Source organism: Paenarthrobacter sp. YJN-5 (assembly GCF_015040095.1).
Classification (GTDB): domain Bacteria; phylum Actinomycetota; class Actinomycetes; order Actinomycetales; family Micrococcaceae; genus Arthrobacter; species Arthrobacter ureafaciens.
Genome location: NZ_CP053544.1, coordinates 819,302 through 837,511, shown reverse-complemented (window position 1 = coordinate 837,511; position 18,210 = coordinate 819,302). Strand labels below are relative to the sequence as shown.

The 18,210-nt window shown below is 64.1% G+C and carries 13 protein-coding genes; 3 read left to right on the top strand and 10 right to left on the bottom strand.

Annotated elements, in window-relative coordinates; translation table 11 throughout:
• Nucleotides 1–253 precede the first annotated feature (253 nt).
• The 3 genes from HMI59_RS03955 to HMI59_RS03945 all read right to left on the bottom strand — a co-directional run bounded on the left by HMI59_RS03955 (nt 254) and on the right by HMI59_RS03945 (nt 3,448).
• Nucleotides 254–1,021, bottom strand: a complete 768-nt coding sequence (locus HMI59_RS03955; RefSeq protein ID WP_166186446.1) for an SDR family oxidoreductase — start codon at nt 1,019–1,021, stop codon at nt 254–256.
• A 23-nt stretch (nt 1,022–1,044) separates the two neighbouring features.
• The gene (locus HMI59_RS03950) at nt 1,045–1,788 is read right to left on the bottom strand and encodes an aspartate/glutamate racemase family protein (protein WP_166186447.1); all 744 of its coding nucleotides are present in this window, start codon (nt 1,786–1,788) and stop codon (nt 1,045–1,047) included.
• 91 nt (nt 1,789–1,879) lie between these two features.
• Nucleotides 1,880–3,448, bottom strand: coding sequence for an NCS1 family nucleobase:cation symporter-1 (locus tag HMI59_RS03945; RefSeq protein ID WP_193592877.1), 1,569 nt, complete (start codon nt 3,446–3,448; stop codon nt 1,880–1,882).
• Between the two features lie 290 nt (nt 3,449–3,738).
• Here HMI59_RS03945 and aceE point away from each other — a divergent pair, with 290 nt between their 5' ends.
• Nucleotides 3,739–6,510 (top strand): pyruvate dehydrogenase (acetyl-transferring), homodimeric type, encoded by a 2,772-nt coding sequence (aceE, locus tag HMI59_RS03940; protein ID WP_193592876.1) that lies wholly within the window; start codon nt 3,739–3,741, stop codon nt 6,508–6,510.
• 70 nt (nt 6,511–6,580) lie between these two features.
• Here the strand turns inward: aceE and HMI59_RS03935 are convergent, their stop codons facing one another.
• Nucleotides 6,581–6,772, bottom strand: coding sequence for a DUF1508 domain-containing protein (locus HMI59_RS03935; RefSeq protein WP_021473425.1), 192 nt, complete (start codon nt 6,770–6,772; stop codon nt 6,581–6,583).
• A 187-nt stretch (nt 6,773–6,959) separates the two neighbouring features.
• Between HMI59_RS03935 and nboR the strand changes: the two genes are divergently transcribed.
• Nucleotides 6,960–7,571 (top strand): nicotine blue oxidoreductase, encoded by a 612-nt coding sequence (nboR, locus tag HMI59_RS03930; protein ID WP_193592875.1) that lies wholly within the window; start codon nt 6,960–6,962, stop codon nt 7,569–7,571.
• Nucleotides 7,572–7,706: 135 nt separating this feature from the next.
• On the opposite strand, the gene HMI59_RS03925 is transcribed toward nboR, so the two are convergent.
• The 5 genes from HMI59_RS03925 to HMI59_RS03905 all read right to left on the bottom strand — a co-directional run bounded on the left by HMI59_RS03925 (nt 7,707) and on the right by HMI59_RS03905 (nt 15,140).
• Entirely contained in the window at nt 7,707–10,526 is a 2,820-nt protein-coding gene (locus HMI59_RS03925; RefSeq protein ID WP_193592874.1) for a molybdopterin-dependent oxidoreductase, read from the bottom strand.
• Nucleotides 10,516–11,451 carry an FAD binding domain-containing protein gene (locus HMI59_RS03920; protein ID WP_193592873.1) on the bottom strand — a complete coding sequence of 312 codons (936 nt, stop codon included), beginning with the start codon at nt 11,449–11,451 and terminating at the stop codon, nt 10,516–10,518. The genes HMI59_RS03925 and HMI59_RS03920 overlap by 11 nt, the downstream gene beginning before the upstream one ends.
• Entirely contained in the window at nt 11,442–12,689 is a 1,248-nt protein-coding gene (locus tag HMI59_RS03915; protein WP_193592872.1) for an XdhC family protein, read from the bottom strand. The genes HMI59_RS03920 and HMI59_RS03915 overlap by 10 nt, the downstream gene beginning before the upstream one ends.
• Nucleotides 12,690–13,046: 357 nt before the next feature.
• On the bottom strand, nt 13,047–14,639 hold the full coding sequence (locus tag HMI59_RS03910; RefSeq protein WP_193592870.1) for an NCS2 family permease: 1,593 nt from the start codon (nt 14,637–14,639) through the stop codon (nt 13,047–13,049).
• A 6-nt stretch (nt 14,640–14,645) separates the two neighbouring features.
• Nucleotides 14,646–15,140, bottom strand: coding sequence for a nucleoside deaminase (locus tag HMI59_RS03905; protein WP_021473431.1), 495 nt, complete (start codon nt 15,138–15,140; stop codon nt 14,646–14,648).
• 410 nt (nt 15,141–15,550) lie between these two features.
• On the opposite strand from HMI59_RS03905, the gene HMI59_RS03900 reads away from it, so the two are divergent.
• Nucleotides 15,551–16,891, top strand: coding sequence for an 8-oxoguanine deaminase (locus tag HMI59_RS03900; protein ID WP_166186454.1), 1,341 nt, complete (start codon nt 15,551–15,553; stop codon nt 16,889–16,891).
• Between the two features lie 92 nt (nt 16,892–16,983).
• Here HMI59_RS03900 and HMI59_RS03895 read toward each other — a convergent pair whose 3' ends face one another.
• Nucleotides 16,984–17,919 (bottom strand): type IV toxin-antitoxin system AbiEi family antitoxin domain-containing protein, encoded by a 936-nt coding sequence (locus tag HMI59_RS03895; RefSeq protein ID WP_193592869.1) that lies wholly within the window; start codon nt 17,917–17,919, stop codon nt 16,984–16,986.
• Between the last annotated feature and the right edge of the window lie 291 nt (nt 17,920–18,210).

Genomic DNA, 18,210 nt, shown 5'->3' with positions numbered 1-18,210 from the left:
TCAGTTTGGGAACAGGCCCCTCATTTGGGGGATGTTTTCAATGTAATCCTGCTCACATCATTCCGCAAGGGGAAATTGATTTTCCATAATACGGAAGTCACATCTGGTTTGGTATGCCATTGCGGCGTGCGGCCACGACCCACTTTGACGGCGGGAAGCCCCCGACACGCCGGAAATTCCGGCTGTCGGGGGCTTCTTGGGCTCAATGTTGGTCGGGGCGGTACGCGCACCTTGGGCGCCGGGCCGGAAACTCCTAGCCGCGGCCGATGAACGGCATGCCGGCGGCGGTCACCACCACGGATCCCACACTGGCCGATGGCGGCATATTGGCCATCATCAGCACGGCGCGGGCCGCATCTTCCACGGGGAACATCGGCTCGACTTTGCGGGACCCATCGGCTTGGAGGGCACCGGAACCTACGCCAATGGTGTCCATGATCTCCGTGCGGGTGTTGCCGATGTCTATCTGTCCACAGGTGATGCCAAAGCCGCGGCCATCCAGCTCGATGCTCTTGGTCAGGCCGGTCATTGCGTGCTTGGTGACGGTATACGCAACAGACCTGGGCCTTGGTGAATGCGCGGAGATGGATCCGTTGTTGATGATCCGGCCGCCCTGCGGTTCCTGTGCCTTCATGGTCCGGACGGCCTCGGCGGCACACAGCATGGAGCCGGTCACATTGACCCGCAGCGTGGCCTCCCACTCCGCGATGTCCATGTCCCCCACGTCGCCTGCCGGCCCGAAGATGCCGGCATTGTTGAACAGCACATCAACCCGTCCCCAGCGTTGCCGCACCTGTTCGAAAAGGCGCGCAACGTCGTCGGGCACTGTTACGTCGCACGGGACCGCCAGCGCGTCCGGGTGGCCGTCCGCTGTTTCCAGCAGCTGCGCCTCGCGCCGCCCTGCCAGCGCCACCCGGTAACCCTCGGACAGCATGAGCCGGGCAACTGCGCGGCCAATGCCGGAACCGGCCCCGGTGACGACGGCGACCCTCGGGTCTGCGGGCAGGCTTGGGTCAGTCATATGGATACCTTTCGGGTGGTCGCCTAGCGTGCAGCAGTCCGGGCTGCCTGGGTTATGGGCCAGCCTATGACAGTCTTGGGACGCGGCGTGGCGAAGGTGCGCACCTTGGAAGTGGTCAGGCCCAACCGGACCAGGGACTCGGCGATAGTGACGGCGGAGGCTACCCCGTCCACCACGGGAACGCCGGTGCGCTGGCGGATCTGCTCGTCAAGGCCTGCCATTCCCCCGCAGCCCAGGACGATCACCTCGGCGTGATCCTTGCCCACGGCTTCTTCAGCCTGCCCTACGATCGCCTCGACGGCGCGCTCCGGATACTCCTCCAACTCCAGGACCGCCATACCGCTGGCACGGACGGAAGCACAGCGGGCGTCCAGGCCGGCCAGTTTGAGGCGGTCCTCAATCAGCGGAACAGCCCTGTCCAGGGTTGTGACCACCGAGTATTTGTGACCGAGGAACATGGCCGTGCTGGCTGCTGCCTCGGTGATGTCCACTACGGGGACATCGAGGAGTTCCTGCAGGCCCTCGCGCCCGTGTTCACCGTAGCCTGCCTGGATCACGGCATCGAAAGGCTCGGGGTAGTTGACTACGGCATCCATGACGGCGATCGCGGCAAGGTAGCTCTCGAAGTTGCCCTCGCAGGAATCGGCGCCGAACCGCGGGGTGATCCCTACGATCTCCGTGCCCGGCGCGGCTGCGGCCCGGGCCTGGGCGGCGATGGAATCGGTCATGGACTGCGTGGTGTTCACGTTCGCTACAAGAATGCGCATTGGTTTTTCCTCTCAACGGGCAGCGCCCGCCCTGCGACCGGTGGGACCGTGGTCCGGTACCGGGAGGACGGGCAGCGCCTTGGTTTTGCTTCTAGTGGGTGCTTGCGACGGCGATCGGCTCGCCGGAGACGTCAAGGTGTGCCTGTTTCTTGTCAGCCACGGCGAAGTACGTCAGCGCTCCGACGCCCGCTCCGATGAACCAGGCGAACGGCGCGGCCGCGGCCAGGCCCGGAATGAAAGCGATGGCGATGGCCAGCCCTGCGGCCGGGATCATGGCGATGATGGCCCGGGGGTTGACGCCGCGCTTGTAGAAGTACGCACCCTTCGGGTCTTCGGTGTAAAGCTCGGGGACGTTGACCTTGCCGCGGCGGACCAGCCAGTAGTCGGCCATCACGACGCCGAACAACGGACCGAGCAGGGCGCCAAGGCCACCGAGGAAGTACACGATGACGATCGGGTTGTTGTACAGGTTCCACGGAAGGATGACCAGGCCGATGGTGCCGCTGACCCAGGCCGCCTTGCGGAAGTTCAGGTGCCGCGGGAACAAGTTGGTCAGTGCGTAGACCGGAGCCACGAAGTTTGCCATCAGGTTCACTGCGATGGTCAGGATCAGCAGTGCAAGGCAAGCCAGGACCAGGAGGAGCGTGTTCGGGATGCTCTGGACGATGTCCGAGGGGCTTTCGATCACCGTTCCGTTGATCTTGTACTGTCCGCCGGCCATGACCACGACGATTGCGCCGAAGACCAGCATGTTGATGGGAATGCCCCAGAAGTTGCCCTTGACGATCGACTTCTTGGACGTGGAAGACCTGGTGAAGTCGCAGAAGTTCAGGACGAACGTGCCGTAGATGGACACCCAGAGGGCACCGCCGGCGAAGATGGTCAGCCACATCTCCGTACCTTCAAGGCCCTTGATGCCGGACCACTGGATGGCACCGCCGGCCTCGACGAAAACCCACACGGCGATGGCGGCCATGGTGACCAGGATGATGGGTCCGGCGAAGGCCTCGTACTTGCGGATCATTTCCATGCCAAAGCTCACGATGACCAGCTGGACGATCCACAGCGCAACGAAGGAGAGCCAGCCCAGGGTGGAGAGGCCGAGGATGGAATTGCTGTCCAGGTCCTTGAGCCCGGGTGCCACAGCTACCAGCAGGACGCGCAGGACCACTGAAGCGAGGTACGTCTGGATGCCGAACCAGGCGACAGCGACGGCGCCACGGACCAGGCTGGCGAGCTGGGCTCCCCGAATGCCAAAGCTGATACGGCTCATGACCGGGAAAGGAACACCGGTTTTCTGCCCCATGAAGCCGGAGAAGTTGAGCAGGGCAAAGAGCAGCACTGCCCCGATTCCCAGCGCATCGAGGATTTGCCAGCCGCCAAGGCCCAAGGAGAAGAGGCCAATGGCGAAGGCGTAGTTACCCAGGCTGTGGACGTCGTTGGCCCAGAGGGTAAAGATGCTGTAGCTGGTCCACTTACGGCCCTCCACCTTGGTGGGTGCGAGGTCGATGTTGTAGAGGCTGGGGCTGATGGTACGGCCTGATGCTTCGGAAGCTATGGCGCAGAGTTCCGTATTTCCTACGGAAGGAAGGTGTCCTCCACCTTTATGCGCGTCTTCTTCCGGAGCTCCAGTGACGCCGACTGATGAAGTCGTCTGCATCGTGGATCTCCACTTCGTACTGTTTCCGTCAGGTGGAAACAAGTTATTGAATAGTGAAAACACTTTATGACTTACATCACGCGCGGTCAAGGGGTCGACTGTCTATCGGGTCACATTCTGTTGATTGGCCGGGGGCGGAGGAGTTGACTGTATCGGTCCAGCAATCCGTGTTGACGCCACCCACCACGCGTGCGTAATCTCGAATTGCAGAATTTTATTCTCACAATACGAAATTCCTTGAGCGCCCCCACAGAGCAAGCGCCCAGACATTCAATGAAGAGAGGTTGGACGTGGCTGCAGGAGAAGAGACCTCACACATCCTCAGCGGGTTGACTGCCCAGCTGCCTGATCGTGATCCGGAAGAGACTGCGGAGTGGATTGAGTCCCTTGATGCGTTGATCGCTGAGCAGGGTACTGAGCGTGCGCAGTTCATTATGCGTTCGTTGCTCCAGCGTGCCGGTGCCCGGAGCGTGGGTGTTCCGATGGTGACCACTACTGATTACGTGAACACGATTCCGGTGGATCAGGAGGCCGAGTTCCCGGGTAATGAGGAGTTCGAGCGCCGGTACCGGGCGTATATGCGGTGGAACGCGGCGGTGATGGTTCACCGGGCGCAGCGCTCCGATATCGGGGTGGGCGGGCATATTTCCACGTACGCGGGCGCGGCGACGTTGTATGAGGTGGGTTTCAATCACTTCTTCCGCGGCAAGGATCATCCTTCGGGCGGGGACCAGGTGTTTTTCCAGGGCCACGCGTCCCCGGGCATGTACGCGCGTGCGTTCATGGAAGGGCGGTTGAGCGAGGAGGATCTGGACGGGTTCCGGCAGGAGAAGTCCAAGGAAGGCCATGCCCTGTCTTCCTACCCGCACCCGCGCCTGATGCCGGGGTTCTGGGAATTCCCGACCGTGTCGATGGGTATCGGCCCGATGAACGCGATCTACCAGGCCCAGTCCAACCGGTACCTGCATAACCGCGGGATCAAGGACACCTCGGACCAGCAGGTCTGGGCGTTCCTTGGTGACGGTGAAATGGACGAGCCCGAATCGCGGGGTTTGCTGCAGCTGGCAGCGAACGAGAACCTGGACAACCTGAACTTCGTGATCAACTGCAACCTCCAGCGCCTGGACGGGCCGGTACGCGGCAACGGCAAGATCATGCAGGAACTCGAAGCGTTCTTCCGCGGCGCGGGCTGGAACGTGATCAAGGTCGTCTGGGGCCGGGAATGGGACTCCCTCCTGGAAGCGGACCACGACGGTGCGCTGGTCAAACTCATGAACGAAACCGCCGACGGGGACTACCAGACCTACAAGGCCGAATCCGGCGGGTTCGTCCGCGAACACTTCTTCGGCCGCACCCCGCAGACCAAGGACATGGTCGCGGACCTGAGCGATGAACAGATCTGGAACCTCAAACGCGGCGGCCATGACTACCGCAAGGTCTACGCCGCGTACAAGGCAGCGACCGAGTTCAAGGGCAAACCCACCGTCATCCTGGCCAAAACCGTCAAGGGCTACGGCCTGGGACCGCACTTCGAGGGCCGCAACGCGACCCACCAAATGAAGAAACTGACCATGGAAGACCTCAAAGCCTTCCGTGACCACCTGCGCATCCCGATCAGCGATGAACAACTCGACGCGGACCTCTACCGGCCCCCGTACTACCACCCCGGCATGGACGCCCCGGAAATCCAGTACCTCATGGAACGCCGCAAAGCACTGGGCGGATTCCTGCCCGAACGCCGCCCCGGCCACACCCCCGTGACCCTGCCCGAAGCCAAATCCTACGACATCGCCAAACGCGGATCCGGGAAACAACAAGCCGCGACCACCATGGCCTTCGTGCGCCTGCTCAAAGACCTCATGCGCGATAAGAACTTCGGCCACCGCCTCGTCCCGGTCGTCCCGGACGAATCACGCACCTTCGGCATGGACGCGTTCTTCCCGACCGCGAAAATCTACAACCCCAAAGGCCAGAACTACCTCTCCGTGGACCGCGACCTCGTCCTGGCCTACAAAGAATCCCCCGCCGGACAACTGATCCACCCCGGCATCAACGAAGCCGGAGCCGTCGCAGCATTCACCGCCGCCGGAACCTCCTACGCCACCCACGGCGAACCCCTGGTCCCGATCTACGTCTTCTACTCCATGTTCGGCTTCCAACGCACCGGCGACTCCTTCTGGGCCGCAGCAGACCAAATGACCCGCGGCTTCATCATCGGCGCCACCGCAGGACGAACCACCCTCACCGGCGAAGGACTCCAACACGCCGACGGACACTCCCCCCTGCTCGCCTCCACCAACCCCGCCGTGCGCACCTTCGACCCCGCCTACGGCTACGAAATCGGCCACATCATCCGCCACGGACTCGAACAAATGTACGGCGACGCTGACGCGCAAGGAATAAGAACTGCGTCAGATCAAAACGTCATGTACTACCTCACCGTCTACAACGAGCCCATCACCCAACCGGCCGAACCCGCCGACCTGGACATCAACGGACTCCTCAAAGGCATCTACCAACTCGCCCCCGCACCCGAAGGGGACCCGAACCGGCCCACCGCACAAATCCTCGCCTCCGGCGTCTCCGTGCCCTGGGCCCTGGAAGCCGCCCGCATCCTCAACGAGGACTGGGGCGTCGCCGCGGCCGTCTGGTCAGTAACCTCCTGGAACGAACTCCGACGCGACGGACTCGCCGCCGAAGAACACGCCTTCCTCAACCCCGGCCAGGAAGCACCCACCCCCTTCATCACCGAACAACTCCACGGCCACAACGGACCCGTCATCGCCGTGTCCGACTACATGAAAGCCATCCCCGACCAAATCCGCCAATACATCCCCAACGACTTCGCCTCCCTCGGAGCAGACGGCTTCGGCTTCTCCGACACCCGCCAAGCCGCCCGCCGCTACTTCAAAAACGACACCCACTCCATCGTCACCAAAACCCTGCAGATGCTGGCGGCGAGGGGCGAGGTCGAGGAGGGCGCGCCGTCGTACGCGATTGACCGCTACAAACTGCTCGACGTCAACGCCGGCACCACCGGAGGCGCAGGCGGCGACGCCTAAACCCTGCATCAACAAAAGCGGCGGCAGTGTTCTTCATGAACACTGCCGCCGCTTTTTGTTCCAACAGGACCTACGTTCGCAAGCTGCGCCGGTCCACCACAAACCCGGTGGCCGCATTTTCGCGGACTGCATTGATCCCGGCTACAACCGCCTTCAGGTTGGGAAACTGTGGCGACACTGCCACAACCGTGCCGTCGTCGGCCGTGAGCCGGAACCGGAAGGTGCTGGGTCCGGCCTTGAGAATTTCGAAACTGCCCGCCATCTTTGTTTGTCCTCCACGCGTCATTGCATCAGAGCTGATTTGAACAATTCCCTTCAGACCCTAATAGGCCCGCGAAGGCGCCAAAAGCCCTACCCGGCAGTAGTTTTTCAACCGATTCCGGTAGATAACCCTCAAAAGGCTCCATGGACCTAGAGACCGCGTCGAATGCCGCGCGTATGGTGAGGATATGACTCACTCCGGCTCATCACAGATCACCGGCGTCCTGTTGGCGGCCGGGGCAGGCACCCGTCTGGGCCGCGGCCCCAAAGCACTGCTCCCCTTCCGGGGGCGCACCCTGGTGGAAGTGCTGGCCGAAACCCTGTACGACGGCGGCTGCCGCGAGGTGGTGGTGGTGCTCGGTGCCGAGGCGGCCAACATCCAGAAGAACACCGACCTGGATCGCTACACCGTGGTGGAAAACGCGGATTGGGCCAAGGGTATGGCGGGCTCGTTCCGCACCGGCATCGAGGCCGCCAACCCCAACAACAGCATCCTGGTGGCTCTGGTAGACCAGCCCGGACTGACCCCGACGGCGGTCAGCAGGTTACTGGGCGCCCACCGTCCCGGCCGGATCACTGCGGCGGCCTACCCCGATGATGCGGGCCACCTGAAGCGTCGGCACCCGCTGATCATCGACGTCGGGCTCCGCGAGCAAGCCGCGGAAGCGGCGAAAGGTGACACGGGGGCGCGGTCCTTCCTCAAGGCGCATCCGGGCTTGGTGGACCTGGTGGATTGCAGCGACCTCTGCTCCGGCGAGGACCTGGACACCAAGGACCAGCTGCACCTGCTCGAAGCCTGATCCGCACCCGCTTTGACCCGCACCCGCTCCCCCGTTTTAACCCAACTGGGTCGCAGTAGTGCGCGTTTAGACGGGTCTAGACGCGCGCTACTGCGACCTAGTTGGGTGGGGTTGGGCGGGGCCTTGTGGGGTTGGTTAGTTGGGGACCAGGGTGCGGTCGCGGAGGGCGAGGTAGATCTTGTCCCGCGCGATGGGGAGTTCGCCGAAGCGCACCCCGGTCGCGTTCCGGATCGCGTTGGCCAACGCCGGTGCCACGGGGTTGAACGGACTCTCGCTCATGGACTTGGCGCCGAGCGGCCCCGTGGAGTCATTGGTCTTGGCGAAGTAGACCTCGCTCCGGGGCACGTCCGCGAAGGACGGGATGTGGTACTGCCGCAGGATGTCCGTGGTCACGTGCCCGGAGTCGTCAACTTTGACCTCCTCATACAGCGTGGCACCCAAGGCCTGCGCAATGCCGCCCTCGATCTGCCCCCGGCACTGGCGTGGGTTGACCACGACGCCGGCGTCGGCAGCCTGGACGCTCTGCAGGATCCGCAGCTCTCCCGTTCCGGTGTTCACGGCAACCCTGAATCCGTGGACGTTGAAGGCAACCGAACGCGGCGTGCCTCCCCAGTTGCCGTCGGTGGCGAGGCGGACGCCTTGGAGGCGGGCGGCGTCGTATATTTCCTTCATCGGCACCGAACGGTCGCCGCACTCCACGGCTCCGTCCACGAGGCGGCAATCCGCCAACGGCGCGCCGGTGAGCGATGCGGCGACGGTTTGGATCCGGGTGGCGAGCTCGAGCGCGGCCGCGAGGGTCGCCTTCCCGGCCACCACTGTCCCTGCCGAACCGAAGGCGCCGGTGTCGTGCTCCACCAAGTCCGTGTCCGACTGCCGCACCTGAATGGCGTAGGCGGAGGTCCCCAACGCGGTGGCGGCAAGCTGCGCATGCACGGTTGTGGTGCCGTTCCCGAATTCCGCAGTTCCGACGTCGACGGCGAACCTGCCGTCCGCTTCGAGGCTCACCCGGGTGTGGGCGAAGTGGCCGCGCGGCGGGACGGTGTCGATCATGGACAATGCCGCGCCTTCGCCGGTGACCCATTCCGGGCCGAGGTCATCCAGGCCCGCGGCGCGGTAACGTTCCTTGCCACGATCAAGGGCGTCCCGGACAAGTGACACGCATTGGTCCAGGCCGTAGCTGCCGTAATGCACATCTTCTTCGGGTTCGGGGGTGGTGGAGAGCATGTGGTCGCCGGGCCTGACCATGTTCTTGAGCCGGAACTCCAGCGGGTCCATGCCGATTCCGACCGCAAGCTCGTCAATGGCGGACTCGATCGCGAAGATCATCTGGCTGAGGCCATAGCCGCGGAAGGCACCTGCAGGAACCGTGTTGGTATACACCGCCTGCGCATCGACCTTCTTGTTGACGCACTTGTACACGGCCAGGGATTCGCCGCAGCCGTGGAACATGACCCCCGGAGCGTGGTTTCCGTAGGCGCCGGTGTTGGTGATGACATCCAGTTGCAAGGCCGTGAGGTAACCGTCGCGGTTGGCTCCCGCCTTGAGCTTGATGGTGAAGGGGTGCCGGGTGGTGGTGGCCATGAACTGCTCGGTCCGGGTGAATTCCAACTGCACCGGGCGTTTGAGGGCCAGCGCCGCAAGTGCCACGAGGTCCTCAGTGAGCACTTCCTGCTTGCCCCCGAAACCGCCGCCGACGCGTCCTGCCACCACGCGGACCGCCTCCTCCGGAAGATCGAACAGCCGGACCAAGGTGCGCTTCACCAGGAACGGAACCTGGCTGGAGGAGCGGACCATCAGCCGGCCGTCGTCGTCAACCCACGCGATGGCCGAATGCGTTTCCATGGCAACGTGCTGCACACGCTGCGTCCGGTAGGTGTGCTCATGGACGAAGTCAGCGGCGGCAAAGCCCTCCTCCACGCTGCCGAGCTCCGCGTGGACTTCAGCCACTACGTTGTCCAGGGGCCGGGCGATCCGCGTAGCCACCGCATCTTTGTCACCATGGATGACGGGAGCACCGGGAAGGATGGCTTCCTGGGGCGTGAACACCGCGTCCAGGAGCTCGTATTCGACTTCCAGCGCACGGGCACCTGCCTCGGCTGCGCCCACCGATTCCGCTACGACGGCGGCAACCCGCTGCCCGATGAAGCGCACCACGTTATCCAGGACGCGGGTGTCGTCGGGATCGTCCGTGTAGTGCTCGTGCTGGGCGGTGGAGAAGAGTTGCTGCGGGGCGTCTTCATGAGTGAAAACGGCCACGACCCCCGGCACGGCGAGCGCAGGCGCCTTGTTGATGGACACGATCCGTGCGTGCGGGTGCGGTGAACGGACCAGCTTGAGATGGAGCAGGCCGGGCAGCTGGTCCGCTGGAACATCAAGGGCATACCTCGCGGTTCCGGTGACCACGGCCGGGCCGGCGGGTGCGGGCACGTTGTCGCCCAGCTGACCGCTCTTGGGTTCGACGGCGGCGGGTGACTGTGCGCCGGAAACGTCAGCTCCGGCGTCGTGCGCGTCTGGACCGTGCCCGTCCGGACCGTGGCCGCAGACCGCGTCCGCAATGGAGCGGTACCCGGTGCACCGGCAGAGGTTGCCCTTGAGGTTCCGCGGCAGGTTGGCGCGCTGTTCGTCGTCGAACGTTGCAGCGGTCATCATCATCCCGGCGGTGCAGAAGCCGCACTGGAAGCCTTGCGCCTCAAGGAACTGTTCCTGCACGGGGTGAAGTCCGTCGACCGTGGCGAGGCCCTCGATGGTGGTGACGGCTTTTCCTTCGGCGCGGACGGCCGGGTAGATGCAACTGTGGACGGGCGTGCCGTCGACGTGGACGGTGCAGGCCCCGCAGTCACCGCCGTCGCAACCCTTCTTGACGCCGAAGTTGCCTTGCTCGCGGAGGAAGGTGCGGAGGCACTGGCCGGGGCGGGTTGTGGCCTGCGAGGCAGCGCCGTTGATCTCAATTGCCATGGGAGGCCTCCTTCTGGGTGCCTGACGTTTCGGGTTGCGTGGACGGCTGCGGCGAGGTGGCGTGCGGGGGCCAGAAGTCGCCGGACACGGCCATGGATTCGTCCAGCAACTCGGCCCGGATTTCCTCGGCGAGCCGGAAGGTCATGTCACGCCGCCATGCGGGGAGCCCGTGGATGTCGTCGTGGTAAAGGTCGAGGGGGATGGAATGCTCGACGGCGGCAGCCAGGGCCGCGGCGTCGGGAACCTGATCGGCGGGGAACCGCAGCTGCACGGGCCGCTTGGTGGACGCCGTGACGGTGATGACGAGGCCAAAGACGGGATCCAGCCGGCCGATCAGCAGCACACCGGAACGGCCGAGGTTGCTCAGGGAAAGACGACGGAACGCCACCCGCGCGGAGAGCGCCTCGGCAGGAAGGTGGATGCTCCGCAGCAGCTCACCCGGGGCCAGGACGTTCTCCATCTCCCCCGTAACGAAATCGGCAACTGGAACGTTGCGGCTGGTGCCGTCAGGGCTGAGGATAGTGGCCATGCCGTCCACGCCGGCGCACAGCGAGATCATGGGACCGGCGGGCAGGGAGGTGCAGAGGTTGCCGCCCACGGTGGACATGTTCCAGATCTTGAAGGACGCCACGAACGAGTCGCAGCTGGGACGCACCAGGGCCAGGCCGGGCCATTCGCGGTGGGCCGCTTGCTCCGACTCCGGCAAGGCGTACAGTTCAGCCACCGTGCAGGTGGCGGCGAGTTCAATGCCTTCATCGGTGACGGTGATGGCGGGCCAGCCGGCATTGCCGAGGTCGAGGAGCCGCTGCAGGACGGTGCTTCCGTAGGAGAAGAGGACCGTCCCACCGGCCAGCCAGGCATCCCCTTCCCGCCACTGGGCCGGATCCGTGGTGGGTACCACGGCCTCTATGGTGTTCATGTCCATGAGTCCTCCTCGGTCAGAGAGTCTTTGGTGCCGGTCCCGGCATGAATTGGACCGGAAGTGTCTTTGAGGGAGCGGAAAGCTCCAACCCCGTGCAGGCTTCCCTGCGATGCGACGATTTCAGCAGTGATGGATATGGCCACCTCGGCAGGCGTGACGGCGCCCAACTCCAGCCCGATGGGCGAATGCAGCCGTTCCAGGGTCCCGGCGGGCGTGCCCCTCTCCAGCAGCGCATCAATACGTTGCCGGTGGCTCCGCCGCGACCCCATGGCCCCCACGTAGGCGAGGTTCAGGCTGAGCGCTGTTTCCAGCAGGGGAAGATCAAATTTGGGGTCGTGGGTCAGGATGCAGACCACGGTGCGGGCGTCGATGCGTCCGGCTTCTGCTTCGTTCTCCAGGTAGCGGTGGGGCCATTCCGTGATCACCTGGTCCGCCCCGGCGAAGCGGCTTTGCTGGGCGAAGGCGGGGCGTGCGTCGCACAAGGTGACCTCGTAGCCCAGGAGTTGCCCGGCCGGCAGCAGCGCGGCACCAAAGTCGTTGGCTCCGAACACCAGCATGCGGGCCGCCGGCAGACGGCTTTCGACAAACAGCGTGATGGGTTGGGGTTCCGGTTCATCGCGGGGAGCCTCCCAGCGGTCCAGCGTGACCCAACCGTCGATGCAACCCTCGGGCGGGGCCAGCCGCACCAAACCGGCGCGGCCGCCTTGAAGCAGTGGCTCCGCCTGGGCAGCCGCTGCGAAGAGCGTTGCGGGGTGGTCCCCCACCAGCTTGGCGAGTTCAGTGGACTCCATCGCGCGGAAGCGCACAGGATCATGCACGACGACGACTCCCCCTGCGCCGTCCAGCCTGCGGATGAGTGCCAAGGGGCTTGGGGCCTGGCCGTTGCGGGCTGCAGTGGATTCGTCCGCCAGCGATGAGAGCCCGTCCGCAAGGGGTTGGATATGGACTTCCAGTTCCCCTCCACAGGTAAGCCCCACCGCGAAAGCGTCCTCGGCACTGTAGCCGAACGACTCAAGGCGCGGGCCGCCGTCGCGCATTGCTTCCAACGCCGCTTCAACCACGGCCCCTTCCACGCATCCGCCGGACAGGCTGCCCAGGATCTCGCCGGTTTCCGAGACCATCATGGACGTCCCCAAGGGCCGCGGAACCGAGCCGCCGGTTCCAACAATCGTTGCCACAGCGCACCGTTGGCCGGAGACCGCCGGCCGCCAGCTGCCCAGTGAAGGCATCAGATCCAGCATGGCTACACGTCCTTTTCCAGGTGTCCCGGCAGGGTGGCCCGGCCGGGGCAGTGCGCGATCTTGCCTCAATTCTCATTCGGGATGGTGGCTGAGGGTAGTCGCGCTGACTAAGTTCAATGGTTTTGGTGGAGTGGGGCAGGGCTTCATCTCCCTGCCCCACTCAATGGAGCTGCGCGCTCCATGGCGGAGCATCGACTCCCGGCCGCCGCCCGCCGTCGTCCCTTAATCAGGTGCCCTGCTGTGGAAGGGACCTTCCCTCATAAGGGAGGACGGCTGACGCCTATTCGTGCGGCGGGAGCGGATTCAACGCCGTTTCGGGTGCCGGTTTGCCCGCCGGCACGGGGTTTGCCGCCCCGGTCAGATGCCCATCAGCGCGTTGATCGGGCCGCGGGCGAAGTAGATGACGAAGCCGGCCGTGACCACCCACATGAGCGGATGCACTTTCTTGGCTTTGCCGGACGCCGCGTTGACCACTGCGAAGGAGATGAATCCGACGCCGATGCCGTTGGCGATCGAGTAGGTCAGGGGCATGGTGACGATTGTCAGGAACGCCGGGAGTGCAATGGCGAACTTGGTGAACTTGATTTCCCGGATCTGGGCCATCATCATCGCGCCCACAACCACCAGGGCAGCAGCTGCAACTTCCAGCGGAACCACCGAGGTGAGCGGGGTGAAGAACATCGATCCCAGGAACAACGCGCCGGTGACCACGGAAGCCAGGCCGGTGCGGGCGCCTTCGCCGATGCCCGCTGCGGAGTCGATGTAGACCGTGTTGGACGAACCGGACGTTGCGCCGCCCACCACTGCGCCCATGCCTTCAACAATGAAGGCGGACTTCAGCTTGGGGAACGTTCCGTCCTTGTGTGCCACGCCGGCGCTCTTGGCCAGGCCGGTCATGGTTCCCATGGCGTCGAAGAAGTTGGTGAACACCAGGGTGAAGACCAGCATCGTGGCAGCCAGGCCGCCGATCCGTGCGAACGAACCGAAGAGATCGAACTGGCCCACGAGGCTCAGGTCCGGGACGGACACCAGCTGGCCGGAGAGCACCGGGGTGTTGAGGTGCCAGCCGCCGGGGTTGTCAGCGCTGCCGGGACCGATCCGGAACACGGCCTCGGCAACAGCGGCGAGGACGGTTGTTGCGACGATGCCGATCAGCAGGCCGCCCTGGATCTTGCGTGCCACGAGGATCCCCATGACCAGCAGTCCGACGATGAAAACGAGGGTGGGGATGGACGTGATGGATCCATCGTTGCCGAGCTGGACCGGCGGGCCGCCCTTGGTGGGACGGACAAAGCCGGAGTCGACGAAGCCGATGAAGGCGATGAACAGGCCGATGCCAACGGTGATGGCGGCCTTGAGTTCCTTGGGTACTGCCTTGAAGATCGCCGTCCGTGCGCCCGTGGCGCCGAAGAGGACAATCAGGACGCCGTTGATGACCACCAGGCCCATGGCTTCGGGCCACGTCACCTCCTGGATGACCGCGACGGCCAGGAAGGAGTTGATGCCAAGGCCCGCTGCGAGACCGAAGGGCAGGTTGGCCACGAGGCCGAAGATGATGGTCATGACACCGGCCGTGAGGCCAGTGACAGCACCTACTTGCGCTGCCGACAGCCAGCCGCCGGCAACATCCGTGGGAGCGTTGTCGGCGGTGAAGCCGCCCAGGATGAGGGGGTTGAGGATGACGATGTACGCCATGGTGAAGAAGGTGACCAGGCCGCCGCGGAACTCCCGGGCGAGCGTGGATCCGCGCTTGGAGATCTCGAAGAACTTGTCCAGGAAGTTCGGCGGCTTCTTGCCGTTGCCTGCTCCGGGTGCGGTGGTTGCGTGTGCCGCTGCGTGCCCTGCGCCCTTGTCCCCGTTGGGGAGGAGCGCAGCCTGCTTCTCAGCGGCGGTCTGCTTTTCAGCGGTATTTTGCATGTCTGCGGTATCCAGGATTTCCATGTCAGCCACCGGGCCCTAGTAGTCAATCCTGGAATCGAGGGTGTTCCATGTGGTGAACGGCTGGAGGACCGCCGGAGCCTGGGGGTCGCCCAGTTCCAGCTTGGATACCGGCATCAGCTCGTCCCGGTTGTCATTCTCGAAGTACTCGTAGAAGACCGCATCATCGAAGCCGACGGATGCGGCGTCATGGCGATCGGCCGCGAAGAACACGCGGTCAATGCGGGCCCAGAGTGCGGATGCCAGGCACATGGGGCACGGCTCGCAGCTGGTGTAGAGGGTTGCTCCGCTCAGGTCGAAGGTTCCCAATTCGCTGCAGGCGTTGCGGATGGCCGTTACTTCTGCGTGGGCGGTGGGATCGTTCGAGGCGGTCACGCGGTTGACGCCATGGAAGGCTTGTCCGTCCGCGGTAACAATGACGGCGCCGAAAGGGCCTCCACTGTTGAGGACATTGGCCGTTGCCAGCTCAATGGATGTGGCCAGGAATTGTTCGGCCGTGACGGTTGTACTCATGTTGCGACTTCCTTAGTGCTGGGAAGCCGGGTGACCTGTCGGGGGGCGCGCCGGAAAGGAGAGCTCCAGTGCTTGGTTACCAGGCTTCAGCATGTGCGATGAAGGTTAAGTTGCGCCTGGTAGATAGCTTCCCGGGATCCGGGTGCCCGCCTTTGGCAGATAGAGCGTAACACCCACGCTGTGAGCCGCGCCATACGTTTTTTGAAAAAAGTTTTTCGTCTTGTGAAATTGACTGCTTGATGGCGGTTGGCGCCGGATATGACCGGCGACGCTCCCACGGACGTTGACTGCCGCCGTCGGAAATCTTACTCTGGCGGGACCGGAGCTGACGTAACGCCCGGAACCTGGATCAGCAGACAGGGCCTAACTGAGCTGGAACGCAGAGACGCCGACCAGACAAGGAACCCTTCATGCTGTGGATCAAAAACCCACTCGGAATCTTCACCGCCAACGACCTCGACGCCGGCAACGGATTGGTGGTTTCCGATTCCGGCACCATCGTGGAACTAGTGCCCGCCGGAGGCCGTCCCTCGGTTCCATGCACCGAGTTCGACGCCTCCGCGCACGTGGTCCTGCCGGGCCTGATCAACACGCACCACCACTTCTACCAAACGCTCACCCGCGCCTGGGGACCAGTGGCCAACGCACCCCTTTTCCCGTGGCTGCAAAACCTCTACCCCGTCTGGGCACGGCTCACCCCGCGAAGCCTGGAACTCGCCGTGCAGGTAGCACTTGCCGAACTGCTATTGTCCGGCTGCACCACCGCCGCCGACCACCACTACCTCTTCCCGGACGGCATGGAAGATGCGATTGACATTGAAGTCTCCGCGGTGCGGTCCATGGGCATGCGGGCCACCTTGACCCGCGGGTCCATGACCTTGGGAGAGGACGACGGCGGCCTGCCGCCCCAAACCACCGTCCAGTCACCGGAGGCGATCCTTGCGGACAGCGAACGACTCATCCGTGAGTATCACCAGACCGGCGCCGGGGCATCCGTGCAGATCGCCCTAGCCCCTTGCTCGCCCTTCTCCGTGACCAAGGAAATCATGGCCGAGTCCGCAGTCATGGCCGAACAGTACGACGTCCGGCTGCACACGCACCTCGCCGAAACCATCGACGAGGAGGACTTCTGCCGCTCCATGTTCGGCCTCCGGACCGTTGATTACCTGGAATCCGTCGGTTGGCTCGGATCACGGACCTGGCTGGGACACGGCATCCATTTCAACGACGAGGAGATCGCCCGGCTGGGAGCCGCCGGAACCGCCGTCGCGCATTGCCCGACGTCGAACATGCGGCTGGCGTCCGGCACCGCACGGGTGCTGGAACTTGAGGCGGCCGGGGTTCCAGTGGGCCTGGGGGTTGACGGTTCTGCCTCCAACGATGCGTCGAACATGATCCTCGAGGCGCGCCAGGCCCTGTACCTGCAGCGGCTCCGATACGGCGCCTCGGTCCCCGTGTCCCGCGCGCTCGGCTGGGCGACCCGAGGATCCGCCGCCGTTCTTGGCCGCTCGGACATCGGGCAGTTGGCTCCGGGAATGCAGGCCGACCTCGCCATGTTCAAGCTCGATTCCCTGCGCTTCTCCGGGAGCCACGATCCTGTTGCTGCTTTATTGCTCTGCGGCGCGGACCGGGCTGACCGGGTGATGGTGGGTGGGTCCTGGCGGGTAGTTGACGGCGCGATTCCCGAGCTGGATGTGGCCGGGCTCATCGCGGAGCACTCGGCCGCGGCCCGGAAGCTGATCGCGGGGTAGGTCCGGCTGCGTGTTTCGGGCGGGCCCGACGCCCGTTTCGACGACTCGCTGCGTGTTAGACGGTTCCTACCGTCTAACACGCAGCGAGTCGTCTAACCGGTGATACCAAGGGCCTTGAGTACCCGCATCTTCAGGGCCTGCTCGTTGAACAAGTCCCTCCACTGGATGCGGATGAACAGCCAGCCTTGCTCCATCAGGGCCTTCTCCCTTTGCCTCTCCCTATATATGACCTCGTCGGTTGGCGCATAGTCGAAGTACTTAATCTTGCCGTCGAATTCCAGGGCAACCATCTTCTTTCTCCACGCGAGGTCTATCCGATACAGCCCTTCGGAGGTAGCCACCGCAACCTGCAGCTCAGGCGTTTCGATGCCGAGCCTTTGCAGGATGTCCCGGGTCAAGGTTTCACCGGGCGACTCAGATTTAGCGTCAGCATTCTCAAGCGCCCGCCGCAGAGTCAGCACACCCTTTCGTCCTGCCAATGAGCGGCACATCTCCCACAGTTTGCCCGTGCTTGCGCCTAAACGAAGAGCATGGTCCATGATGATCAGGGCTTGCCCGTAGCTCAACATCAGGCAGCAATCCACAACCGTGCGCTCCAGAGATGTACAGGGAAGTCCATCAACGGTGACCAACTCATCCGCCTTGAGGCTCCCAGTGTGCGGCACAACGTCCCTGCCGTGTGAAACCCGGGACGGCGTCTTGGCCTGGGTGATGTGCACTCGATCGTCAACATTCCAGAGAAAGAGCCGATGCAGGCGTGCAGCGGAGGTGTGGCTGTAAACCATCCTGCCCTCCGACGTCGCGAGTGTCCCATGGGCATGCGCAGCAATCAGTTGACGGCTTCTGACAACCCGCGTTTGCGCCACCCAAGTGCTTCCCCGGATATAGCAACCGCGCCTGAGCCTGACCAGCTCACCGGACCGGACCAGGGCAGCAATAGTTCGGGCGCTGAAACCTGCACTTTCCAGCTCATTGGTCCGCCATAGGTTCATGCCCGCAGGGAGCTCCCGCTGCTTCTTTCCAGTCATTCCACAAGCGTCTTTGAGTCCGCTCCAGCAGCGAAGGCTCAACGTGCCCTATGTGGAAATCCCGGCTTCGACGACTACCTGCGTATTAGACGGCAGGAGTCGTCTAATACGCAGCGAGTCGTCGAAACGGGCGAGGGGGGCGGGCTGGGAACGGGAGGGAGCCCGGGCGGGGGTGGGGCGGGCATGACAAAGCGGGCGGCACCTCCCCAGGTACCGCCCGCTCCGTTGGCTCTGTTGCGCAGAGTCCACCCCTGACAATTCCCCGCAGCGGCAGGGCCCTGTCCATGCTGG